Source organism: Burkholderiales bacterium (assembly GCA_036262035.1).
Lineage (GTDB): Bacteria > Pseudomonadota > Gammaproteobacteria > Burkholderiales > SG8-41 > JAQGMV01.
The window spans coordinates 364,514-384,713 of record DATAJS010000013.1; the positions used below are offsets into that span (position 1 = coordinate 364,514).

Genomic DNA, 20,200 nt, shown 5'->3' on the forward strand with positions numbered 1-20,200 from the left:
AGCCTCATCCGACGGGCACGAACTTGTTCACCCGGCGGCCGTAGTTGGTCTCCGCGACGTACAGATTCCCTTTGGAGTCGAGGTCGAGGCTGTGGCCGTGGGTGAAGTTGCCCAGTTGATGGCCGGGGCGGCCGAAGCTCGAGAGGATCTCTCCGCTCGCATGATCGAGGATGTGCACCTGCTCGTTGCGGCCGTTCATCACGAAGAGATATTTCTGCTCCGCATCGAGTGAGAAGCGGACTTCCCACGCGGTGCCGCGCTTGTCGGGCAGCGTCGGCGTGCCGGTGCGGACCCAGATGTTGCGCTTGAAGTTGCCCAGCTTGTCGAAGACCTGCACGCGGTCGCCCTGGCGATCGCAGACGTAGACCAGGCCGGCGTTGCTGATCTTCACGTCGTGCACGACTTGCGCGAACGCGCCGCCGACGCCCGCCTCGCTCTCTTCCGGAGTCGCCTGGCGTCCCCACTGGCGCAGGTAGTTGCCGTTCTTGTCGAAGACCACGACGCGCCGGTTGCCGTAACCGTCGGCGACATAGACGTCCCCGTTGGTGCGATCGACCGTGATGCCCGCGGGCTTGTTGAACGCGGTGCGGCCGGCATTGAGCAGCGTGCCGTTGCGGGTGCCGTCGTCGGTGTCGTGCACGCCCTTGGTGCCGATCTGCAGCAGCAGCTTCCCGTCGTGGGTGTACTTCTGGATCATGCCGTCGCCGTTTGCGGTGATCCAGATGTTGTCGTCGGCATCGACGGTACAGCTGTGCACGGTGCGCGGCAGCAGGTCCCAGTCGCCCCATGAATCGATCAGCTCGCCCGCCTGGTTGAAGATGAGGACGGCGGGCGCCTTGATGCACGTCTCCTCTTCCTCCTTGGTGATGTCGCCGCGGTTGGTGCAGATGATGTTGTCGTCGTTGTCGACGCACACGCACGGGAGCTGGCCATTGATCCAGCCTTCGGGCAGCGGCTTCGGCCAGGTCGGATCGATCTCGAAGCGCGGGGCGCGTTGGGTCGCTACGATTCCAATGCTGACTTCGCTCGCTACGGTCGCCATGGAGGTCCTCCGTAATTGCAGCATGAGTGGACGGGATCGCTTCGACGGCTAGGTTACACGTAAAGTCAGCGCCGACGCGCCTTGCCCAGATTCCACGCGGGTATGACCGCCAGCACGAACACGAGCGTGATGAGCAGGAAACCGTCGGCGAAACCGCGGGCGCTCGCCTGCGCTTCGATCATTTCGCCCAGGTAGTGCAGCGCCCCGGGGCGCAGCAGGTTCTCGGACACCCCGGCCTTCGACAACAACTCGCTCATCTTCGAGAGCAGGTCGAGGCTCGTCGTGTTGCCGGCGGTCTGGGTCGCGGCCATCGCCTCGACGTGAAACTGCGTGCGCCGCTCGATGAACACCACCAGCGCGGTGACGCCGGCCGCCCCGCCGAGCTGGCGTATGAAGTTGATGGTGCCCGATCCCCGGTGCAGCTGCTCGGAGGTGAGCGCTCGCAGCGCGGAGCTGTTGAGCGAAGGGATGATCACCGCCATGCCGCAGCGCGCGACGATGATCAGTCCGGCGATCGAGAGGAACGTCGTGTTCGCATCGGTCCGGCTCATGAAGTAGTTGCCCAGCGCGAACAGGCACAGGCCGACCATCACCATCACGTGGGCCGGCAACATGTCGGCCACCCGGCCGAAAATCGGCGTGGCCGAGATCACGAGCACGCCGGCAGGAACCAGCAGCAGACCGGACAGGAAGGGCGTGAACTCCTGCACGTGCTGGACGGTGACCGGGATCAGGTAGTTGGCCGCGAAGTTGCCGAAGCCGAACACGAACGCCACGATCACGGCCGACGTGAACTGCGGGATCCTGAAGAGAGAGAAGTCGAGCAGCGGCGACGCCGACCGCAATTGCAGCCAGACGAATGCGATGCCGGTGGTGACCCCGATGACCGCCAGTATCACGATCGCGTCCGAGCTCCAGCCGAAGCGCTGTCCGTTCGCGCCGGCGAAGAGCAGCGTCGCCACGGTCGAGACCAGCAGGGAATAGCCGATCCAGTCGAATTTCGGCAGCGGGCCGCGCTCGGTGCGCCCCGGCAGATAGATCGCGCCGAGCAGCAGCGCGACCACGCAGATGGGAATGGGTACGAGGAAGATCTCGCGCCAGCCGAGGGTGTCGATCACCATGCCGCCGATCATCGGTCCGAGCATGGGGGCGATCTGTATGCCGGTGCCGTGGATGGCCATCGCCTGCCCGCGGCGATCCGGCGGGAACTGGGTGAAGATGAGCGTCATGATCATCGGCTGCATGACGCCCGCGGAGAAACCCTGGAGCACACGCCCCAGCACGACCATCTCGAAGCTCGCGCCGACGAAAGCGAACGCGGTGCCGAGGAAGAAAATACAGTTGATGATGACGAACGCGCCGCGCACCCCGAAGGCGCGCGCGAACCACGCGCTCAGGAGCTGGCTCGCGACCATGGTCGCGACGAATCCCGTCGCCAGCCATTGCGCCTGGTCCTGGCCCACGCCGAACGCGCCCATCACGGTCGGCACCGCGACATTGGCGATCGTGGACGAGAGCACCATCGCGACCGCGCCGGCCATGCCGGCGCCCGTCACGAGCCATTTGCTGTGCTGAAATTCGGGGGAGGCTGACAACGCGTCGAACGTATGGAGTCGGGGCAGCTCGAAGTCGTCAGGCCGGAACCGGCGCGCGGTGCTGCTTCACGCCGATCGTAGACTGCGAAGGACGCGAACATCAAGATCGAGCCTGCTGAAAAGCCGCTTCGCGTCTAAACTTACGATTCGACCGACACGAAGCAGGGACCCATGTCCAGATACCAGAAGACCGCCGAGGCGGTCGCGAGGCTTACGCCCGAGCAGCGCCGCGTAACGCAGCACGGCGGCACCGAGGCGCCCGGGACCGGTGAATATCTCCATAACAAGGAGCCGGGCATCTACGTGGATGTCGTATCGGGCGAGCCGCTGTTCGCCTCGTCCGACAAGTTCGAATCGGGCTGCGGCTGGCCGAGCTTCACCAAACCGATCGAGCCGGCCAACGTCAACGAATTGAGAGACACTTCGCACGGCATGATCCGCACCGAAGTGCGCTCGACGTTCGGCGACAGCCACCTCGGGCATGTCTTTCCGGACGGTCCGACGGACCGGGGCGGCTTGCGTTACTGCATCAACTCGGCCTCACTGCGGTTCATCCATCGTGACGACATGGAAGCGCAAGGCTACGGGGCTTATCTGAATCAAGTCGAGGACGTGAAATGAGCCAGGAACGTGCGATTCTCGCGGGCGGTTGCTTCTGGGGCATGCAGGACCTGATCCGCCGCTATCCCGGCGTGATCTCGACCCGGGTCGGTTATTCGGGCGGCGACGTGCCGAACGCGACCTATCGCAATCACGGCACCCACGCCGAAGCGATCGAGATCGTCTTCGATCCCGACAAGACCGACTACCGGACGATTCTCGAGTTCTTCTTCCAGATCCACGACCCGACCACCCGGAATCGTCAGGGCAACGACATGGGCACCAGCTATCGATCGGCGATCTACTACACCAGCGAGGAGCAAAAGCGCGTCGCCGAGGACACGATCGCGGACGTCAACGCCTCAGGGCTGTGGCCGGGCAAGGTCGTGACCGAAGTCGCGCCGGCCGGCGCGTTCTGGGAAGCCGAGCCGGAGCACCAGGACTATCTCGAGCGCCATCCGAACGGCTACACCTGCCACTTCGTCCGCCCCAACTGGAAGCTTCCGGCCAGGCAGACGACCTGAAGCCGCCTCAGCCGACGATAGCCCGCGAGCCGATCTCTTCCAGCGCTCGGGTCGTCCGGGGCTTGGGAACCCAGTCGGGCGGATTCCAGAAGATGTGCGGACCGATCTCGTCGACGTTGTTCAGCCCGAGCTGGGCCATGATGCGATCCATCTCGGTCTGGAAAATCTCCAGCGCCCGGTAGGCGCCCGCTTCGCCGGCGGCCGCGGAGCCGTAGAGCGTCGGCCTTCCCGACATCACCATATCCGCCCCGACCGCGAGCGCCTTCACGAGATCGGAACCGCGTCGCGCACCGCTGTCGATGATGAGCTTGAGACGATCGCCCACGGCCCTGCGAAACTCGGGCACCAACTGGAGCGGAGCCGGTGCGCAATCCAGGTAGCGGCCGCCGTGGTTCGAAATGACGACGCCGTCCAGACCGTAGTCGGCAGCGATCACCGCGTCTTCCAGGCTTTGCAACCCTTTGACCAGCAGGTAGCCGGGCCACACGTCGCGTATGCGCTTGATGTCGTCCCAGCACTGAGTGGCAGGCTTGGTCAGCTCGTGCTCGTTGATCTTCGCGGTGAGCTTGCCCGCCATCTCCGGCGGATAGTTCGCTTTCCTGAACGCGCCGCGCTTGATGGTCTGCGGCGCCAGCACGCGCATGCACCAACCGGGATTCGCCAGGATCGATGCGACGAGCTTCGGCGTATACCGGAGCGGCATCGAATACCCGTTCCTGCGATCGTGCTCCTTGTTCGGGCCCACCGAGCCGTCGACGGTGACGAGCAGCGTGTCGAATCCGACCGCCTTGATGCGCTCGACGAACTGCGCCCTGAGCCTCAGATCGACCCACATGTAGAGCTGCATCCACAGGTTGCCGCCGGCCGCCTCGTAGATCTCCTCCATCGGCGTCAGCGAGTTGGTCGCCGCGGTGCAGGGAACCCCCATCCTCGCCGCCGCCCTGGCGAGAGCGACTTCTCCGCCCTCGCTCATCAGGCCCGCCGACGCCGTCGGCGAGATCCCGAACGGCATCGCGATCTTCCGGCCGAAGATCTCGGTCGCGGTCGAGCGCACCGACACGTCTTTCAGCACGCGATTCTTGATCTTGAGCGACCGGTAGACCTCGCGATTGTGTTCCTTGGCGATGCCATCCTCGGCAGCGCCGTCGACATACTCGAATATGCAGCGCGGCAGGCGCTTCTTCGCCATCTTGCGAAGGTCTTCGATGCTGTACGCGCCGAGGTTGGCATGACCCGCCATGACCGACTCCGATGTTTGCTGCGTGGTTAGAGCCTGATGTTCGCCGTGCGTATGACCTGGCGCCACTTCGGTATCTCGGCTTTCAGGTGCTCGGCAAGCCGACCGGGCGGTCCTCCGATAGGCTCTGCGCCGAGGGCGGCGATGCGGTCGGTCACGTCGCGCTGCGTGAACGCACGCGCAAGCTGCCCGTTCACCTCCGCGACGACGGCGGCCGGTGTACCGGCCGGAGCCAGTATGCCCCACCACGTGCTCGCCTCGAATCCCGGGATCGCGCTCTCCGCGATCGTCGGCACCTCCGGCAGCATCGCGGAGCGCTTCTCCCCGGTGACCGCGAGCGCGCGCAGCCGCCCCGATTGCACGAACGAAATCGCGGCGGCAGGGTTGCTGAACGTGAGATCGATGTTGCCTGCCGCGACGTCGAGCATCGCCTGTGCGACGCCTTTGTACTGGACGCGCAGGATATTCACTCCGGCCATCGCCTTGAAGAACTCCGCGCCGAGATGTGTGGACGTCGCCGCAGTGGTGCCGTAGCTGAGCTTGCCGGGGTTCGCCTTCGCGAACGCGATGAGCTCCTTCGTCGACTTCGCCGGCACGTTCGGATGAAGCAGGAGAATGTTCATCGAGGTCGCCAGCATCGAGATCGGCACGAAATCCCTGATCGGGTCGTAACCGACTTTCGTCATGTCCGGAAGCGTCGTGAAGTTGGTGCTCCCCAGCAACAGCGTGTAGCCGTCCGGTGCCGCACGCGCGGCCATTTCGAACGCGATCACGCCGCCGGCGCCCGGCCGGTTATCGACCACCACCTGCCTGCCCCACGCGTCTGTGAGCTTCTGGCCCGCCAGGCGCGCCAGGATATCGTTGCCGCCGGCGGGCGGCGACGGCACGATGAGCCGAACAGGTTTTTCCGGGTATGCAGACCGGGCCGCGAATGGGAAATACGTGGCAAGCGCACACGTCAACAGGACACCGGCTCGCAATGCGGAGGGGGAGATCATGTGGTTAATATTAACAAGACCCATCCGGAGTACGGATCCAAGGGAGGCAGAACATGACTATCGAACGTTGGAGGGGAAGCGCCCAAGGGCGGAACCGTGCCGTTCGTCATGGCGGTCTCGTCTACACGGTGGCCACCGCGCCCGGCGCGGACATCCAGACGCAGACGCGCGCTGCGCTCGCGGCGATCGACGCCAATCTGGCGGATGCGGGTTCCGATAAGGCGGGTCTCTTGTCGGTCCAGATCTTCCTCGCGGATCTTTCGCAGAAAGCGGCGATGGACGAAGTCTGGAACGACTGGATCGGCGCCGACTGGCAAGACTGGCCTCAGCGCGCCTGCGTCGGTGCGCCGCTCGCCGGCGACGCGCTGGTGGAGATCGTCGTCACTGCGGTCGTGACGGATTGATCCGCCTTCAAGCGAGCGCCACGCACTCGATCTCGCATCCGTTGCCGAATCGCAGCTGCATCGACCACGCCGTCCGCGCCGGCGGGTCGACCGGGAAGAATTCGCGATAGACGCGGTCCATCTGCGCGAGGTCGGCGATGTCCGCGAGCACGACGTGCACCCTGACCACGCGCGCGAGCGACGACCCCGCCGATTCCAGCATGTGTTTCACGTTGTTCAGCGTCGTGCGCACCTGCTCCGCGATGGGGCCGTGCCTGCGCTCGCCGGTGACCGGATCGATCGGCCCCATGCCGGACAGGAAGATGTAGTCGCCGATACGAATGCCGGGAACGTGCGGCAGGTTGGCGCTGCGCGACACGTTGAGCACCGGGTTCACGGGCTCGATCGCCGAACGCGGCAGCTTAAGCGTCGACATCGGACCCGAGCGCGGTGCACTCGATCATGACTTTCACGCCGTCGGGCAGGCGCGCGCCGCAGACGGTGCGCGCGGGCGGCGGCTCGGGGAAGACGCGCGCGTAGACCTCGTTCATGTTCGGCGCTTCCAGCATGCTGTGCAGCAGGACGTTCACCTTCACGACCCGGTCGAGCGACGAGCCGGCTTCCTCGAGCAGCGCCCTGAGGTTCTCGAGGATCTGTCGGGTCTCGTCGGCCGTCGTGCCCCGCTCGATTGCGGTCAGCCCGGCCACGAATACGAAATCCCCGCCGCGCACCGCGCGCGACGGCGCGATCACTTCACGCGGCGGCGATGACATCGAGCTGCACCTTGAAGCCGGCTTCGATCTGCGCGGTCCACACGGTACGCGCGGGCGGGCCGTTCGCGACGTACTGCCGGTACACGCGATTCAGCACGTCGTACTCGATGCTGTCGTAGATCAGCGCGTGAACCTGCACCAGTCGATCGAGCGACGAGCCCGCCGCTTCGAGCAGCAGCTTAAGGTTGCCGAAAATCACGTGCGCCTCGCTCGTCAGCGTGCCGTGCATGCGCTCGCCCGACTGCGGGTCGACCGGGATCATGCCGGAACAGAAAATGAGGCCGCCGGCGCGGATGGCCGGCGACTGGAAGTGCCCGTAGTGCCGCCGTAGATCGAGGCCGGGTGCCGGCGCCGCAATCGATTCGCGCAAAGTCGGACCTCCGAAGTATAGTGAACGGCGCTGAAGCGCCCGTGGAGACGGTAATGATAAGACTGTCGTTCGCGTTTGCCTCGATGCTGGTCCTGGCTGTCAGCGGCCAGGCGTTTTCGCAAGCTTTTCCGAACAAGCCCGTCCGCATGCTCATCGGTCCGGGTGCAGGCGGCCCGACCGACGTCATGGCGCGTACCTACGCGTCGAAGATGACCGAGCTGTGGGGCCAGCAGGTGGTGGTCGAAAACCGTCCCGGCGCCGGGAACACGCTGGCGCCCACGATCGCAGCCAAGTCGACGCCCGACGGCTATACGATCGTGTACTGCGGCATCTCGGACACCATCGCGCCGGCGCTCTACCGGAAGCTCTCGTACGATCTTCTCAGGGATTTCGCGCCGATCTCGCTCATCGGCACGACGGCCAATATCCTCGTCGTGCATCCGTCGGTGCCTGCGAAATCGGTGCAGGAATTCATCGCATACGCGCGCGCCAATGCCGGCAAGATCGATTACGGTTCCACCGGGGTGGGCATCTCCACGCACCTGTCGATGGAGCTCTTCAAGACGATGACCGGGGTGAACCTCGTGCATGTCCCGTACAAGGCCTTCGCGCTCGCCTTGCCGGACCTCCTGGCCGGCCGCATCACGGTCATGATGAACAACCTGCCCGCCCAGGTCGATCCGATCAGGAGCGGCAAGCTGCGGGGGCTCGGCGTCACGACGTTGAAGCGCAGTCCGCGGCTGCCGGAGATCCCGACCATCGACGAATCCGGAGTGCCGGGCTTCGAAGTCATGGTGTGGTACGGCGTCATGGCGCCGGCTGCCGTGCCGCGGCCCATACTCCAGAAGCTCCACGCGGACACCCTGAAAGCGCTCGGCACGGCCGATCTGCGGCTCAAGCTGGAGCAGCAGGGCATCGACCCCGGATCGTCTGCGACCCGTGAAGAGTTTTCAGCGTTCGTGAAGTCCGAGACCCTCAAGTGGGCGAAGGTCGCGAGGGACGCGAACATCCCGTCGCAGTAAACGTCATTGCGCAGCCGCCGCCTCGAGGATCATGTCCACGCCGCGAGCACTTTCTTCACCGCCGGGCGCTCCGCCATGCGCCGGTGATGCTCGTGAATCCTGGGGAAGCGGGCGATGTCCACGCCGTCGCGCGTCAGCCACCCCGCCACGGTGAACAGGTAGGGATCGCAGATCGTGTAGGCGCTGCCCATCACCCACGGTCCCTCGACCATCTCGCTCTCCATCAGCGCGAAGCTTTCGCCGACGTTCTTCGGCACCTTGCGCTTCATGTCCTCGAGCGAGGCCGGCTCGTCCGCCCAGCGGCCGCCACGCGTGAGATGCGCGTGGTTCACGTGCGCCGTGGAGCACAGATAGCTGTTGAAAGCCTGCACGCGCGCAAACGCGAACGGGTCGGCCAGAGGCGCCAGCGCCGCCTTCGGAAACACCTGCGCCACATAGGCGAGGATCGCCGGCGTTTCGGTCAGTATCCCCGAATCGGTGATCAACGCCGGTACCCGGCCCTTGGGATTGATCTTCAGGTACTCGGGCTTGCGCTGGTCGTTGCTGGCGAAATTCAGGCGCACCGCTTCGTAGTCGGCGCCCGCTTCTTCGAGCGCGATGTGCGACGCGAGCGCGCAGGAACCCACGGCATAGAAGAACTTGAGCATCGGTCATCCTCTCTTCAATGTGGCCATCAGAACTCGGGCAGCGCCTTGATGTCCGGATCGCCGAGCCGGTCGAGGTACATGCGCTCGAGGATCTTGTAGTCCCGAAACGGGTTGAACTCGGGTTGCTTGATCTGCGCCACGAGCTTCGCAAGATCGTCGTGATCCAGGAAATGCTTGAGCACCATGATGAACTCCGGATCCGTCAGGAAGTGCTGGTAGATGCTCCCGGTACGGCCCTGCTCGCTCGGGTGGTCGGACACCCGTCCGGCCTGGTAGGTGAACAAGAGCGGCATGCCCTTCAGCGAGCGGTAGATGTTCTCCATCGTGTGGGCGAGGAATTCCTCGGTGTTGTACTCGTTGTTGGCCATCGGCCGCCGGTTGAACTTTCCGACGCCGTAGCGGTAAGCGTGTATGAATTCGTGGAATAGCGTGTCGTCCTGAAAATCGCGGTTCGGATCGAACCACACATACGCTTCCCCCTGGCCGACCGAATAATCGAGCTGTTTGGTCCCGTAGTTGAGAGGGTAGGTCTGGGCGCAATAGCAGCCGCCGATGCGCGGCACGATCCAGACATCGGCTTTCAGGAGTCGAAACAGAGTCCTGCCGATCGACGTGGCGTGTATGCGCCTCAGGAGAAAACGGATCTCGGCGTCGAATCGGCGGGCGTCCACGCGCGACTCCGCGTCGCTGTCCGGAGTCAGCAGTCCGATGTTGTTGGCGAACTTCTGCAGCTCGTATTGGCCCTTCTTGTAGAACTCGCTCACCAGGGCCTGGTAACCCAGCTGGTTCTGCTTCGAGTAAACGACGTAGATCGGATAGGACTCGAATCGAAAGACCTTCCGCGCCTGCGGACCCTCGAGATTCACCGGTCCCGGCGGCGGCGCGGGGCTTCTCGGCAGCGTCCCGCCGGGCAGCACAGGCCCGAGAGATGTCGCAGTAGAGCCCGGAATTCTGTAAGCCGCCATCATCGACCTCCGTCAACGCAATGAGGCACGACCATCGCGCCAATCGAGCCGGGCTGTCAATACGATGGACCGCTCGCCTCGGCGGCGATACAGTCGCGTATAGAAAAAAGCGTGGTCAACGACTGGAGGACCTCATGACAGTCCGCAATGCACTCGAGACACCGTCGGTTCGCCAGCGGGTCGGCGAGGAAGAGTGGCAGGCCCGCGTCGAGCTCGCCGCCGCGTACCGGCTGGTCGCGCAGCACGGCTGGACCAACCTCGTGAACAATCACATCTCGCTGCGCGTCCCGGGCACCGAGGACCAGTTCCTCATCAATCCGTACGGGCTGCTGTACGAGCAGATCACCGCGTCGAGCCTGGTCAGGATCGACGTCGAAGGGAACATCCTCGACGACACGCCCTACAAGGTGAACCGCGCCGGCTTCGTCATCCACAGCGCGATCCACATGGCGCGCCCCGATCTGCACTGCGTCCTGCACACGCACACGGTGCCGGGCCAGGCCGTCTCGGCGCTCGATTGCGGCCTCCTGCCGCTCAATCAGGCCTCCATGCGGTTCTACAACCACATCGGCTATCACGACTTCGAAGGCATCGCGGACGACCTCGACGAGCGCGAGCGCATCGTCGCCGACCTCGGCCCTCACCAGTGCCTGATCATGCGCAACCACGGGCTGCTGACCGCGGGCGCGAACTGCGGCGAGGCGTGGCACCTCATGTATCACCTCGTGCGTTCGTGCGAGACTCAGCTGCTCGTTCTCGGCACCGGCCAGCCTTACAGTACGCCGCCGCGCGAGATCTGCGAGAAAACCGCCGCACAATACTGGCGTCCGGGCCGGCGCTTCGGAGATCTCGACTGGCCGGCGCAGCTGAAGCTGCTGGACGAGACGAATCCTTCTTACCGCAATTAATCGGAGAGACACCCTTTCATGCCGATCATCGATTCCCAGATTCACCCTTACGAACCCAACACGCCGAAGCGGCCGTGGGACAAGACGCCGAACTGGCCCGCCAGCGCGACCGCCGACGAGAACGTCGCGGCGATGGACAAGCTCGGCATCGACGGCGCGATCCTGATCTCGTCGTTCTCGATGTATCGCTACGACGCGAGCTATGCACTGGAAGCGTACCGGGCGCATCCGGACCGCTTCGCAGTCGTGAAGCCGCTCGACGTCGACGATCCGGGCATCGCCGACGTGATCGCGGAGTGGAAGAAGACGCCGGGCACGGTCGGCGTTCGAATCCAGATCACCAAAGATCCGGGCCGCGACCGCGATCCGAACCATCCCGGCTTCGAGCGCATCGCGCGCGCGGCCGCGCGTCACGATTTTCCGGTGAACATCCTGTGCTGGGGCAACATCGACGCCGGCGCTTCGATCATCGATCGCTTTCCCGAGACCCGCTTCATCATCGATCACCTCGCGATCCTTCAGCCGCGCACGCCGCCCGCGCCGCCGAACGCGTGGGCCGATCTGCCGAAGGTGGTGGATCTCGCGAAACGGTCGAACGCCGTGATCAAGGTGAGCGGCGCGTGCACCCTGTCGCACGAGCCGTATCCGTACAACGACATCTGGGACCCGCTCGCGCGCATCTTCGACGCGTGGGGTTTCGACCGCTGCCTGTGGGGCACCGACTGGACGCGCGCACACGCGGTCGTCGATTACGAGCAGGCCACCAGGCCCTTCTTCGAGACCGACCGCCTGAGCGACAGCGAGCGCGCGATGCTCATGGGCGGCGCCTGCGCCAAAGCGTATCGCTGGTCGCCGACCGGGAGAGCGGCCCGCTGAAGATCAGTGCGTCGGGATCTTCGCGTCCCTGATCACCTGCGCCCAGCGCGCGATCTCCTTGCGCATGAACGCGTCGAACTCCTGGCGGGTCGTCGGCGCGGGCGGCATTCCCAGCTCGGTCAGGCGGTGCTCGACTTCGGGCACGCGCATGGCCGCGTGCACATCGGCGTTCAGCCTGTCGAGCAACGCTTCGGGCACCCCGGCCGGCGCGCACACGCCGTACCAGGAATTGACCTCGAAGTCGGGCACACCCGATTCGCGCATCGTCGGCACGTCCGGCAGCAGCGCCTGACGCTGTGCGCTCGCGACGGCCAGCGCGCGCAGGCGCCCACCCTGGATCGGACCGATGACGAGCGGCATGTTGGTGATGTAGATCGGAAGCTCGCCGCCGATGACCTGCCCCATCGCCTGCGACGGGTTCACGAAAGGCACGTGCACGATCTCGAACCTCAGCCGCTGCTTGAGCCATTCCATCGTCAGGTGCGGCGAGGTGCCGACCAGCCCGGCGGCATAGCTCAGCTTGCCCGGGTGGGCCTTCGCATACGCGACCAGATCCCTGATCGACCTGAACGGCGTGGACGGGTGCACCATGATGATGTTGGGCGGCATCCCGATGCGCGTGATCGGCGCGAAATCCTTGTGCTCGTACGGCAGCCGCGGCATCAGCGACAGGGAAATCGCGTTCGGCGCGATGTTGCAATGGAGCAGCGTGTACCCGTCCGGCGGCGCTTTCGCGACCATCGCCGCGCCGATCGTGCCCGAGGCGCCGCCGCGATTGTCGACGATGACCTGCTGCTTCCACATCTTCGACAGTTGGTCGGTGACCAGACGGCCGACCATGTCGTTGCCCGACCCGCCGGGGAACGGGACGACGTAACGGACAGGCTTGGTGGGGAAATTCTGCTGGGCGAGTACCGCGGCGGAGCACATCCACACTGCAACCGCGATTGAGTACAGCGCTACCCGACTTGCCGTCACAGCACGCATCACGCACCTCCTCGAAGAAAGGCAACGCTTTCGATGCAGAGCAGTGCGCCCGGCCGGGTTGTTTGAGCTTCTAGCCAAGCGCAGAGAAGCCTGGCCGTCGCCGCATTATGGACCGGGTTGCCAGTCGAGGGTGAAACAGTTTGAAATCGTTCACTCGATAATCCGGAGGGAGCGGCGCCATGGCGGGTAGCGACATCGACGTAGAGCTGTGGAATCTTCGCGTTCCGCTCGATCCGCCGGTCGTTTCACCCAAAGGCCCGACGACCGAAACGTGCCTGCTGCTCGTTTTCGCCTCGGACAAGGAGGGCAAACGCGGCATCGGCTATTCGTCCTTCAGGGATGCGATGGAGATGAACGGCGCGACCGCGATCGCCCGGAAGCTCGCCGCCGAATCGGCGCCCGGCCTGGCCGGACTGCTCGACGTCGAGCGCCGGGAGGAGGCCACCTGCGAGAGCAGCGCGGCCAGCCGGCGTGCGGCCAGCGCGATCAGCCTGGCGGCGTGGGATCTCGCCGGCAAGCGCGCGGGCGTGCCCTGCGCCGATCTGTGGGGACGCCCCGCGGGCCGCGACAGCCTCGAGTGTTATGCGAGCGCGCTCTGGCTGGACAAATCGCCCGCGGAGTTGATCGCCGAAGCGAAGATGCACCGCCGCAACAACTATCGCTGCGTGAAGATGAGGGTCAGTCGCTCGCTGCCGGACAACCTCGAGCGCATCGCCGCCGTGCGCGCAGTGTATTCCGAGCCTCGAACCGTCGCGCTCGAAACGGGCTCCGAATGGACGGCGGCGATCGCCAACGAGTTTCTCGATGCGTGCCGCGACGAGCTCCTGTGGATCGAGGATCCCGAAGCGCACGACAAGATCCATCTCGTTCGTGACGACGCGGTCAATACCATCGCGGCCGGCGAGAAAGCGACGACCGCGCGCGAGCTCCACGATCTCTACACGCGCGGCCGGCTTCGCAAGCTGATCATCGACGTGCAGTACGTGGGCGGTCCGGTCCGCTGGCTCGAAGCCGCGAGGGCTCTGAACGCCCTCGGCGCAACGGTGGGCGCACACCGTTTCTCGCATTACTCGGTGCACATGCTGGCGAGCCTGCCTCGCAGCCTGCCCGTGGAGATGCTCGACTGGACCAATCCCGCGTTCCATCCGCTCGCAGGTCCGGACGCGTCCGGACGATTGCCGGTCGAGGGACCGGGTTTTCGCATCGAGCTCGATCAGGCCGTCATCGATCGCTATGGCTTGAAGGTGCCGCTGCAGGCATGACACAGCGTCCTCACGTCGCACATTTCCCCCCCAGGAGAATTGCCATGAGCCTGGCCCTCGCAGGACTTCGTGTCATCGATATGACGCACAACCAGGCGGGGCCCGCCTGCGCACAGATGCTTGGATTTCTGGGCGCTGACGTGATCAAGCTCGAGGAGCCGAAAGGCGGCGATGTCGCGCGGGCGCAGAACAACGACGAGCTGTTCTTCCTCGCGTTCAACTCCAACAAGCGCAGCCTGACGCTGAACCTCAAGAACGAAGAAGCCAAGGCGCATTTCAGGAAAATCGTCGAGCAGTCCGACGTGCTGATCGAGAACTTCGGGCCCGGCGCGCTGGACCGGCTGGGCCTCGGCTGGAAAGACCTGCAGAAGATCAATCCGCGCCTGATCTTCGCGACCATCAAGGGCTTCGGTACCTACGGCCCTCACGCGCACATGAAGAGCTTCGAGCCGATCGCGCAGGCGATGGGCGGCGCCATGTGCGTCACCGGCTTCGCGGACGGACCCCCGACCTACAACTGGCCTTCGATCGGCGACAGCGGCACCGGCATGCACATGGCCATCGCCATACTCGCTGCGATCAACCAGCGTCATGCGACCGGACGCGGCCAGCACGTCGAGGTCTCGATGCAGGAAGCCGTGCTCAACCTGATCCGCGTCAGCCTGCGCGAGCACCAGCGCACCGGCGTCAACGCACGGACCGGCAATCAACTGGGGAAGACGGTGCCGGGCACGACCTATCGTTGCGCGCCCGGCGGTCCCAACGACTGGGTCTATATCTACGCTCAGCCGCAGATGTGGCCCGCGGTGTGCAAAGTGCTGGGACAGCCCGAGCTCGAGCAAAACCCTCTGTTCAAAACGCCGGGCGACCGCTGGGAAAATCGCGCGGCGCTCGACGCCCTCGTCACCGAGTGGACCTCGACCCGCACCAAGCACGAGGTCATGAAGCTGATGGGCGACGCGGGCGTGCCGGCCGGCGCCTGTCAGGACACCGCCGAGGTCCTCGCCGACCCGCACCTGAAGGCGCGCGAGATGATCGTCGATCTCGACTATCCGCCGCGCGGCGCCTTCAAGACGGTGGGCTGCCCGCTGAAGCTCTCGGATTCGCCTGCCGGCATCACCCGTCCACCCATGCTCGGCGAGCACACCGAGAGCGTGCTCGGCGAGCTTTGTGGCGTATCGCCCGAGGACGTGAAGCGCATGAAGCACGAAGGCATCGTCTGACGCGCCCGACGAAGGGAAGCGGCCCTTTGTCGATTATTTTTACAGTTCGCGTCCCGCGGTTCAGCCAATTTTGGAGGAACTCTTTATACCCAGTGGTTTAGCAAGATGGCATAAAGCATGCTTTACGCACGCGCGATGACCGGAGAATTGCATGAGACTGGCTGATCTGCGCGTAACGGTGTTGCTTGGGGGCCTGATCCTTTCGGCGGGCGCGTGGGCTACCCCGATCATCGTTCCGGTCGGCGCCACTGCGGCAGTCACCTACGAGGGCCCGGTCAATTACGTTGCGATGTCCGGTCCGATCGGCGCCTTCGAGGGAACACTCGTCAGTAAGTCCCAGCTCGCGATGGACGCGGTGCTCAACGTGACGTACACCTCCGGCGACTTCGACTTCGACGTTCCTTCCATTCCCAGGGGGTTCCGCTGGACCGAGACGATCACCAACAACACGGCATTCGCGTGGTCGGCGTACAGTCTGCAACTTGGCGCCAATGGCATCTTCTTCCAGGACAGTGGTTTTCCGGTGCCGACATTTGCGACGGTCAGTTCCGGCCCTACCGTAGCGTCGACCGCAGCGCCCGGGACGGTCACCCTCAGCCCGAACGCCAAACGCGTCGATCTCGTGTTTGCCTCGTCCATCGATCCCGGCGAAAGCTTCTCACTTCACATTCCGATCTATCAGCTTGCCGCAGGTCCCGGTACGTTCGAACTGGCGGAAGCCGCAGTGCCCGAGCCCGGATCGCTCGCACTGCTCGGCGCGGCCCTGGGCGCGCTCGGGTTCGCCCGCCGACGTAAAGCTCGCATCGCGGACTAGCGTCCGCCCTGCGGCGCAACGGTCACGAGACTCCGCTTCGGCGGGGTTTTTTCATTTCCCCAGGCCTCGCGCTCGCCGAGGTGCGCCAAGGCCTGCGCTGCGTGCCCGCGTAGCCGGCGATCCGGGTTTGACTTCGACTACCCCGGGGCCTAGCCTGTAACGCACCCTTCCGCTGGGTCATCGCCGTTTCTTTCTGGAGGAGCCCGATGAGCGCGCATCGCACACCCGCAGAAATCCGCAAGCAGCTCAAGCATCCGGTCATCGACGGCGACGGACACTGGATCGAGTACGCCCCGGTATTCGGCGAGCGCATACGCAAGGCGGTCGGCAATCTCGGCGCCGACGGATTCTTCGAGGCGCAGCGGCGCATTCCCAACTCGCTCAAGCTGACGCCCGCCGAGCGCGCGCGCCGCGGCGTCGGGATGGAAGGGTTCTGGGGCCGGCAGACGACCAACACGCTCGATCGCGCGACCGCGATGATGCCGCGCCTCCTCTACGATCGCCTCGACGAGCTCGGCCTGGATTACGCCGTCATCTATCCCACCGCCGGATTGAGCATCCATCGCATCGCCGACGATGCGGTTCGGCGGGCGGTGATCCGCGGCTTCAACATCGTCACCGCCGATTTCTTCAAGGGACTCGAAGACCGCCTGACGGCGGTTGCGGTCATCCCGATGCATACGCCGGACGAGGCGATCGAGGAGCTCGAGTTCGTGGTGAAGCAGCTCGGCGCCAAGGTGTGCATGTTCGGCAGCGGCATACGCCGGTTGCACGACCAGGCGAAAGGCGTCGATCCCGACGTCGCGCGGCTGTCGCAGGGCTTCGACCAGCTCGGGCTCGACAGCCAGTACGATTACGACCCGCTGTGGCGCAAATGCTCGGAGCTCGGGATCGCGCCGACGTTCCATACCGGCGGCCGCAGCTACGGCGAGCGCAACAGCCCGACCAACTTCACCTTCAACCATATCGGCCACTTCGCCGCCGCCCAGCACGCCGTGGCGAAAGCGCTGTTCCTCGGCGGCGTGACGCGGCGCTTCCCCGACCTGCGCTTCGCCTTCCTCGAAGGCGGCGTCGGCTGGGGCTGCCAGCTCTTCTGCGATCTGATCGAGCACTGGGAGCGGCGCGGCGCCCAGGGCCTGGCGAACATGGACCCGACCAAGCTCGACCGTAAGCTCCTGCGCGATCTGGTCGAGAAGTACGGCTACGGCGACATCGGCGCCGAGCTCGACCGGCGCGACGGCTGGCCGATGAAGGAAGAGGACGCACTGACAGGCGGCGTGCCGCTCGACGACTACCACTTCTGCAAGATCGCCCGGAAGCAGGACTGGATCGATCTCTTCGCGACGCCGTACTACTTCGGCTGCGAGGCCGACGACCGCATGAACGCGGTGGCTTTCGGCAGGATGATGCCCCTCGGCGCGCGCATCAACGCGCTGTTCAGCTCCGACATCGGACACTTCGACGTGGTCGACATGCGCGACCCGCTGCCGGAAGCGTACGAGCTGGTCGAGGACGGTCACATCACCGAGGACGATTTCTCCGACTTCGTCTTCGGCAATGCGGTGCGCCTGTGGGGCACGCAGAACCCGCGGTTCTTCGAAGGCACGCGGGTGGCGAAAGAGGCGGCCGCACTGCTGAAGACAAGCACGCCGGCACGCGCGGCGGCGTAGCGCGCCGATCGGCTCTCGACTATCAGGATCGAGTCGCCCGATCCGGTTCGGCCTCGTTGATCGAAACCCGCCAGTGGATGCGGTCTTCCTCGGGCGGATAATCGCCGGCTGCCTTGTGGTACGAGCAGCGGTTGTCCCAGATCACGATATCGCCCTTGCGCCATTTGTGGATGTAGTCGGCCCCGGGCTGCACCATGTAGGTCCTGAGCTCGGCGATCAGGCTCTCGCTGGCTTCGTCGGCGAGACCTTCGATGCGCAGGATCTTGTTGGGATCGAAATACAGCACCGGGCGCCCGGTCTCCGGATGCGTCCTGAGCAGCGGATGCAGCACCGCCGGCTTGTTGCGGTCTTCCGGATCGAGCAGCGCCTTGCCGTCCTTGATGCGGGCGCCGTAGACGTATGCGCCGCGCAGGCCGTGCAGGCGCTGCTTCAGGGCCTCGGGCAGCGCTTCATAGGACGCGTAGCAACTGGCGAAATAGGTATCGCCGCCGCGGCTCGGGATCGCCACCGCGTACAACTGGGTCGCCTTGAACGGCACCTGCTGATACGAGCCGTCGGTGTGCCAGCCCCCGGCGCCGCGCCGGTAGATCCTCATGTTCAGCTTGCCGTCGGCATCGAACTTGTTCACGCCGAGGAACGTGACTTCGGGCGCTTCCGGATGGCGCGTGCTCTTAGACGGATGCAGCTCGAGCCGACCGAAGCGACGGCTGTAGTGCACGTACTCGGGCAGCGTGAGCGTCTGGTCGCGCACGACCACGACGTTGTAGTCTAGCCACGCGCGGTAAATGACGCCGAAGTCGCCATCGTCGAGCGTGCGGACATCGACGCCGGTGATCTCGGCGCCGATCTGCGATCCCAGGCGGCGTACCTGAATCATGCTCCGTCTCGCTTTTGCGGTTGAGCAGGTCGATCGTACAGGAAAACGCTCGGAGAGGTCACCATGACGACTGCCGCCACGCTTGCGCGCTTCGCGACCGACACCGGGTTCGAGCATCTGCCTCCGCGCGCGGTCGAGCACGCGAAGGTCGTCATCGCGAGCACCATCGGGAGCGCCGCGATGGGGCGTGACATCGGCTCCGCGCACGCGTTTCGCGAGATGGCGAAGGAGCGCGGCGGGACAGCCGACGCGACGCTCTGGTTCGACAGCGGTCCGAAGCTCCCGGTGATGGACGCCGCGCGCACCAACGCGATCATGAGCGATGCGGCGGCGTCGGACGATTCCGATCTCGCGGCGCACGCGCACCTCGGTACTGTGACGTCCACCGCCGCGATCGCGATGGGGCGACAGGAAGCATGAAAACGACTGCTCTGCTCGCGTGGCTGCTCGTTTGTCTGTCCAGCCACGCCGACGCCCAGGCTCCGGCGGGCGGGGTCTATCCGTCGCGTCTGGTGCGCATGGTGACCGCATTCGTGCCGGGCAGCAGCACCGGCGACGTGGTGGCGCGCGCCATCGCGAAGCGACTCTCCGATGCGTGGGGCCAGCCGGTCGTCGTCGATCCCCGGCCCGGCGCCGGCATGGTCATCGCGACCGACCTGGTCGCCAAGGCGCCGCCCGACGGCTACACCCTGCTGATGGTGTCCGCCAGCTTCAGCGTCAATCCGAGCCTGCACAGCAAGCTGCCTTTCGATTCGATCAAGGACCTGACGCCGGTCACGCTGACCTCGTTCATCCCGTACGTGATGGTGGTCCATCCGTCGGTGCCGGTGCGCACGTTCCAGGAGCTCGTCGCCCTCGCGAAGGCGAGGCCCGGTGCGCTCAACTACGGCGCGGCGGGCACGCAGAACCAGCTCGCGCTCGAGCTCCTGAAGCTCAAGACCGGGATCAGGATGGTGCACGTCGCCTATCGCGGCGCGTCGCTCGTGATCACCGATCTCGTCGGCGGACAGATCCACCTCGCGCTCGGGACCAGCCTCGCGGTGTTGCCCCACGTGAATTCCGGCAGGCTGCGCGGCGTGGCGGTCACGAGCGCGCGTCGGGTTTCGGCGGTGCCGGATCTCCCCACCCTCGCGGAGTCCGGCGTTCCGGGGTTCGACGTGAGCGCGTGGAACGGTATCTTCGTGCCCAGCGGCGTCCCCGCTTCCGTCGTTGCGCGGCTCAACGCGGACATCGCAGCGGCCGTCAAGGCGCCGGAGCTGCGCGCCAGGCTGACCGCGGAAGGCGGAGACGTGGTGGGCAATTCCTCCGAGGAATTCGCCCGCTTCATCCGCGACGACATCGCGGTCTGGGCGAAGGTGGTTCAGGCCGCGGGCTTGCGAAAGGAGTGATCCTCGACCCGGCCGCAGACCCGGCGCCGTTCTTATATC

At 65.3% G+C, this 20,200-nt stretch carries 23 protein-coding genes; 12 read left to right on the forward strand and 11 right to left on the reverse strand.

Annotated features, from left to right (window positions below):
* Window positions 1-4: 4 nt before the first annotated feature.
* Window positions 5-1,042 carry a hypothetical protein gene (locus tag VHP37_17150; GenBank protein HEX2828084.1) on the reverse strand — a complete coding sequence of 346 codons (1,038 nt, stop codon included), beginning with the start codon at window positions 1,040-1,042 and terminating at the stop codon, window positions 5-7.
* Window positions 1,043-1,107: 65 nt separating this feature from the next.
* Window positions 1,108-2,598, reverse strand: a complete 1,491-nt coding sequence (locus VHP37_17155) for a DHA2 family efflux MFS transporter permease subunit (protein ID HEX2828085.1) — start codon at window positions 2,596-2,598, stop codon at window positions 1,108-1,110.
* 210 nt (window positions 2,599-2,808) lie between these two features.
* Between VHP37_17155 and msrB the strand changes: the two genes are divergently transcribed.
* Both msrB and msrA read left to right on the forward strand, forming a co-directional pair.
* Window positions 2,809-3,258 (forward strand): peptide-methionine (R)-S-oxide reductase MsrB, encoded by a 450-nt coding sequence (gene msrB, locus VHP37_17160; protein ID HEX2828086.1) that lies wholly within the window; start codon window positions 2,809-2,811, stop codon window positions 3,256-3,258.
* The gene (gene msrA / locus VHP37_17165) at window positions 3,255-3,761 is read left to right on the forward strand and encodes a peptide-methionine (S)-S-oxide reductase MsrA (GenBank protein HEX2828087.1); all 507 of its coding nucleotides are present in this window, start codon (window positions 3,255-3,257) and stop codon (window positions 3,759-3,761) included. The genes msrB and msrA overlap by 4 nt, the downstream gene beginning before the upstream one ends.
* 7 nt (window positions 3,762-3,768) lie before the next feature.
* Here msrA and VHP37_17170 read toward each other — a convergent pair whose 3' ends face one another.
* Together VHP37_17170 and VHP37_17175 are read right to left on the reverse strand one after the other, a co-directional pair.
* On the reverse strand, window positions 3,769-5,001 hold the full coding sequence (locus VHP37_17170; GenBank protein ID HEX2828088.1) for an alpha-hydroxy acid oxidase: 1,233 nt from the start codon (window positions 4,999-5,001) through the stop codon (window positions 3,769-3,771).
* Between the two features lie 26 nt (window positions 5,002-5,027).
* Entirely contained in the window at window positions 5,028-5,885 is an 858-nt protein-coding gene (locus tag VHP37_17175) for a tripartite tricarboxylate transporter substrate binding protein (GenBank protein ID HEX2828089.1), read from the reverse strand.
* Between the two features lie 164 nt (window positions 5,886-6,049).
* Here VHP37_17175 and VHP37_17180 point away from each other — a divergent pair, with 164 nt between their 5' ends.
* Complete coding sequence (locus VHP37_17180; protein ID HEX2828090.1) at window positions 6,050-6,400, forward strand: RidA family protein; 351 nt, start codon at window positions 6,050-6,052, stop codon at window positions 6,398-6,400.
* A 7-nt stretch (window positions 6,401-6,407) separates the two neighbouring features.
* Here the strand turns inward: VHP37_17180 and VHP37_17185 are convergent, their stop codons facing one another.
* Genes VHP37_17185 through VHP37_17195 form a run of 3 tightly spaced genes read right to left on the reverse strand, consistent with a single transcriptional unit; the run spans window position 6,408 to window position 7,522 of the window.
* The gene (locus VHP37_17185; GenBank protein ID HEX2828091.1) at window positions 6,408-6,815 is read right to left on the reverse strand and encodes a RidA family protein; all 408 of its coding nucleotides are present in this window, start codon (window positions 6,813-6,815) and stop codon (window positions 6,408-6,410) included.
* Complete coding sequence (locus tag VHP37_17190) at window positions 6,802-7,152, reverse strand: RidA family protein (GenBank protein ID HEX2828092.1); 351 nt, start codon at window positions 7,150-7,152, stop codon at window positions 6,802-6,804. The genes VHP37_17185 and VHP37_17190 overlap by 14 nt, the downstream gene beginning before the upstream one ends.
* Entirely contained in the window at window positions 7,133-7,522 is a 390-nt protein-coding gene (locus tag VHP37_17195) for a RidA family protein (protein HEX2828093.1), read from the reverse strand. The genes VHP37_17190 and VHP37_17195 overlap by 20 nt, the downstream gene beginning before the upstream one ends.
* Window positions 7,523-7,575: 53 nt before the next feature.
* Between VHP37_17195 and VHP37_17200 the strand changes: the two genes are divergently transcribed.
* Window positions 7,576-8,544, forward strand: coding sequence for a tripartite tricarboxylate transporter substrate binding protein (locus VHP37_17200; GenBank protein HEX2828094.1), 969 nt, complete (start codon window positions 7,576-7,578; stop codon window positions 8,542-8,544).
* Between the two features lie 29 nt (window positions 8,545-8,573).
* Here the strand turns inward: VHP37_17200 and VHP37_17205 are convergent, their stop codons facing one another.
* Together VHP37_17205 and VHP37_17210 are read right to left on the reverse strand one after the other, a co-directional pair.
* A complete protein-coding gene (locus tag VHP37_17205; protein ID HEX2828095.1) occupies window positions 8,574-9,191 on the reverse strand; it encodes a glutathione S-transferase N-terminal domain-containing protein in 618 nt (205 codons plus the stop codon).
* Between the two features lie 26 nt (window positions 9,192-9,217).
* Window positions 9,218-10,156: a hypothetical protein gene (locus tag VHP37_17210; protein HEX2828096.1), complete on the reverse strand. Its 939-nt coding sequence runs from the start codon at window positions 10,154-10,156 to the stop codon at window positions 9,218-9,220.
* A gap of 134 nt (window positions 10,157-10,290) precedes the next feature.
* On the opposite strand from VHP37_17210, the gene VHP37_17215 reads away from it, so the two are divergent.
* The gene (locus VHP37_17215) at window positions 10,291-11,064 is read left to right on the forward strand and encodes a class II aldolase/adducin family protein (protein HEX2828097.1); all 774 of its coding nucleotides are present in this window, start codon (window positions 10,291-10,293) and stop codon (window positions 11,062-11,064) included.
* An 18-nt stretch (window positions 11,065-11,082) separates the two neighbouring features.
* Window positions 11,083-11,940 (forward strand): amidohydrolase family protein, encoded by an 858-nt coding sequence (locus VHP37_17220; GenBank protein ID HEX2828098.1) that lies wholly within the window; start codon window positions 11,083-11,085, stop codon window positions 11,938-11,940.
* Between the two features lie 3 nt (window positions 11,941-11,943).
* On the opposite strand, the gene VHP37_17225 is transcribed toward VHP37_17220, so the two are convergent.
* Window positions 11,944-12,927, reverse strand: coding sequence for a tripartite tricarboxylate transporter substrate binding protein (locus tag VHP37_17225; GenBank protein ID HEX2828099.1), 984 nt, complete (start codon window positions 12,925-12,927; stop codon window positions 11,944-11,946).
* Between the two features lie 179 nt (window positions 12,928-13,106).
* On the opposite strand from VHP37_17225, the gene VHP37_17230 reads away from it, so the two are divergent.
* From VHP37_17230 to VHP37_17245, 4 genes are all read left to right on the forward strand, one after another.
* Window positions 13,107-14,189 (forward strand): enolase C-terminal domain-like protein, encoded by a 1,083-nt coding sequence (locus VHP37_17230; GenBank protein ID HEX2828100.1) that lies wholly within the window; start codon window positions 13,107-13,109, stop codon window positions 14,187-14,189.
* Between the two features lie 44 nt (window positions 14,190-14,233).
* On the forward strand, window positions 14,234-15,412 hold the full coding sequence (locus VHP37_17235; GenBank protein HEX2828101.1) for a CoA transferase: 1,179 nt from the start codon (window positions 14,234-14,236) through the stop codon (window positions 15,410-15,412).
* 151 nt (window positions 15,413-15,563) lie between these two features.
* On the forward strand, window positions 15,564-16,226 hold the full coding sequence (locus VHP37_17240; protein ID HEX2828102.1) for a PEP-CTERM sorting domain-containing protein: 663 nt from the start codon (window positions 15,564-15,566) through the stop codon (window positions 16,224-16,226).
* Window positions 16,227-16,432: 206 nt separating this feature from the next.
* Window positions 16,433-17,896 carry an amidohydrolase family protein gene (locus VHP37_17245; GenBank protein ID HEX2828103.1) on the forward strand — a complete coding sequence of 488 codons (1,464 nt, stop codon included), beginning with the start codon at window positions 16,433-16,435 and terminating at the stop codon, window positions 17,894-17,896.
* Between the two features lie 22 nt (window positions 17,897-17,918).
* Here the strand turns inward: VHP37_17245 and VHP37_17250 are convergent, their stop codons facing one another.
* Window positions 17,919-18,773 (reverse strand): TauD/TfdA family dioxygenase, encoded by an 855-nt coding sequence (locus VHP37_17250; protein HEX2828104.1) that lies wholly within the window; start codon window positions 18,771-18,773, stop codon window positions 17,919-17,921.
* Window positions 18,774-18,836: 63 nt separating this feature from the next.
* Here VHP37_17250 and VHP37_17255 point away from each other — a divergent pair, with 63 nt between their 5' ends.
* Together VHP37_17255 and VHP37_17260 are read left to right on the forward strand one after the other, a co-directional pair.
* The gene (locus VHP37_17255) at window positions 18,837-19,193 is read left to right on the forward strand and encodes an MmgE/PrpD family protein (GenBank protein HEX2828105.1); all 357 of its coding nucleotides are present in this window, start codon (window positions 18,837-18,839) and stop codon (window positions 19,191-19,193) included.
* Window positions 19,190-20,161, forward strand: a complete 972-nt coding sequence (locus VHP37_17260) for a tripartite tricarboxylate transporter substrate binding protein (protein HEX2828106.1) — start codon at window positions 19,190-19,192, stop codon at window positions 20,159-20,161. The genes VHP37_17255 and VHP37_17260 overlap by 4 nt, the downstream gene beginning before the upstream one ends.
* The last annotated feature ends 39 nt before the right edge of the window (window positions 20,162-20,200 follow it).

Coding starts and splice junctions, on each gene's coding strand:
- VHP37_17150 (HEX2828084.1), bottom strand. CDS start 1,042: ATGGCGACCGTAGCGAGCGAAGTCAGCATTGGAATCGTAGCGACCCAA.
- msrB (HEX2828086.1), top strand. CDS start 2,809: ATGTCCAGATACCAGAAGACCGCCGAGGCGGTCGCGAGGCTTACGCCC.
- msrA (HEX2828087.1), top strand. CDS start 3,255: ATGAGCCAGGAACGTGCGATTCTCGCGGGCGGTTGCTTCTGGGGCATG.
- VHP37_17170 (HEX2828088.1), bottom strand. CDS start 5,001: ATGGCGGGTCATGCCAACCTCGGCGCGTACAGCATCGAAGACCTTCGC.
- VHP37_17180 (HEX2828090.1), top strand. CDS start 6,050: ATGACTATCGAACGTTGGAGGGGAAGCGCCCAAGGGCGGAACCGTGCC.
- VHP37_17185 (HEX2828091.1), bottom strand. CDS start 6,815: ATGTCGACGCTTAAGCTGCCGCGTTCGGCGATCGAGCCCGTGAACCCG.
- VHP37_17190 (HEX2828092.1), bottom strand. CDS start 7,152: ATGTCATCGCCGCCGCGTGAAGTGATCGCGCCGTCGCGCGCGGTGCGC.
- VHP37_17200 (HEX2828094.1), top strand. CDS start 7,576: ATGATAAGACTGTCGTTCGCGTTTGCCTCGATGCTGGTCCTGGCTGTC.
- VHP37_17205 (HEX2828095.1), bottom strand. CDS start 9,191: ATGCTCAAGTTCTTCTATGCCGTGGGTTCCTGCGCGCTCGCGTCGCAC.
- VHP37_17210 (HEX2828096.1), bottom strand. CDS start 10,156: ATGGCGGCTTACAGAATTCCGGGCTCTACTGCGACATCTCTCGGGCCT.
- VHP37_17215 (HEX2828097.1), top strand. CDS start 10,291: ATGACAGTCCGCAATGCACTCGAGACACCGTCGGTTCGCCAGCGGGTC.
- VHP37_17220 (HEX2828098.1), top strand. CDS start 11,083: ATGCCGATCATCGATTCCCAGATTCACCCTTACGAACCCAACACGCCG.
- VHP37_17225 (HEX2828099.1), bottom strand. CDS start 12,927: ATGCGTGCTGTGACGGCAAGTCGGGTAGCGCTGTACTCAATCGCGGTT.
- VHP37_17230 (HEX2828100.1), top strand. CDS start 13,107: ATGGCGGGTAGCGACATCGACGTAGAGCTGTGGAATCTTCGCGTTCCG.
- VHP37_17235 (HEX2828101.1), top strand. CDS start 14,234: ATGAGCCTGGCCCTCGCAGGACTTCGTGTCATCGATATGACGCACAAC.
- VHP37_17240 (HEX2828102.1), top strand. CDS start 15,564: ATGAGACTGGCTGATCTGCGCGTAACGGTGTTGCTTGGGGGCCTGATC.
- VHP37_17245 (HEX2828103.1), top strand. CDS start 16,433: ATGAGCGCGCATCGCACACCCGCAGAAATCCGCAAGCAGCTCAAGCAT.
- VHP37_17250 (HEX2828104.1), bottom strand. CDS start 18,773: ATGATTCAGGTACGCCGCCTGGGATCGCAGATCGGCGCCGAGATCACC.
- VHP37_17255 (HEX2828105.1), top strand. CDS start 18,837: ATGACGACTGCCGCCACGCTTGCGCGCTTCGCGACCGACACCGGGTTC.
- VHP37_17260 (HEX2828106.1), top strand. CDS start 19,190: ATGAAAACGACTGCTCTGCTCGCGTGGCTGCTCGTTTGTCTGTCCAGC.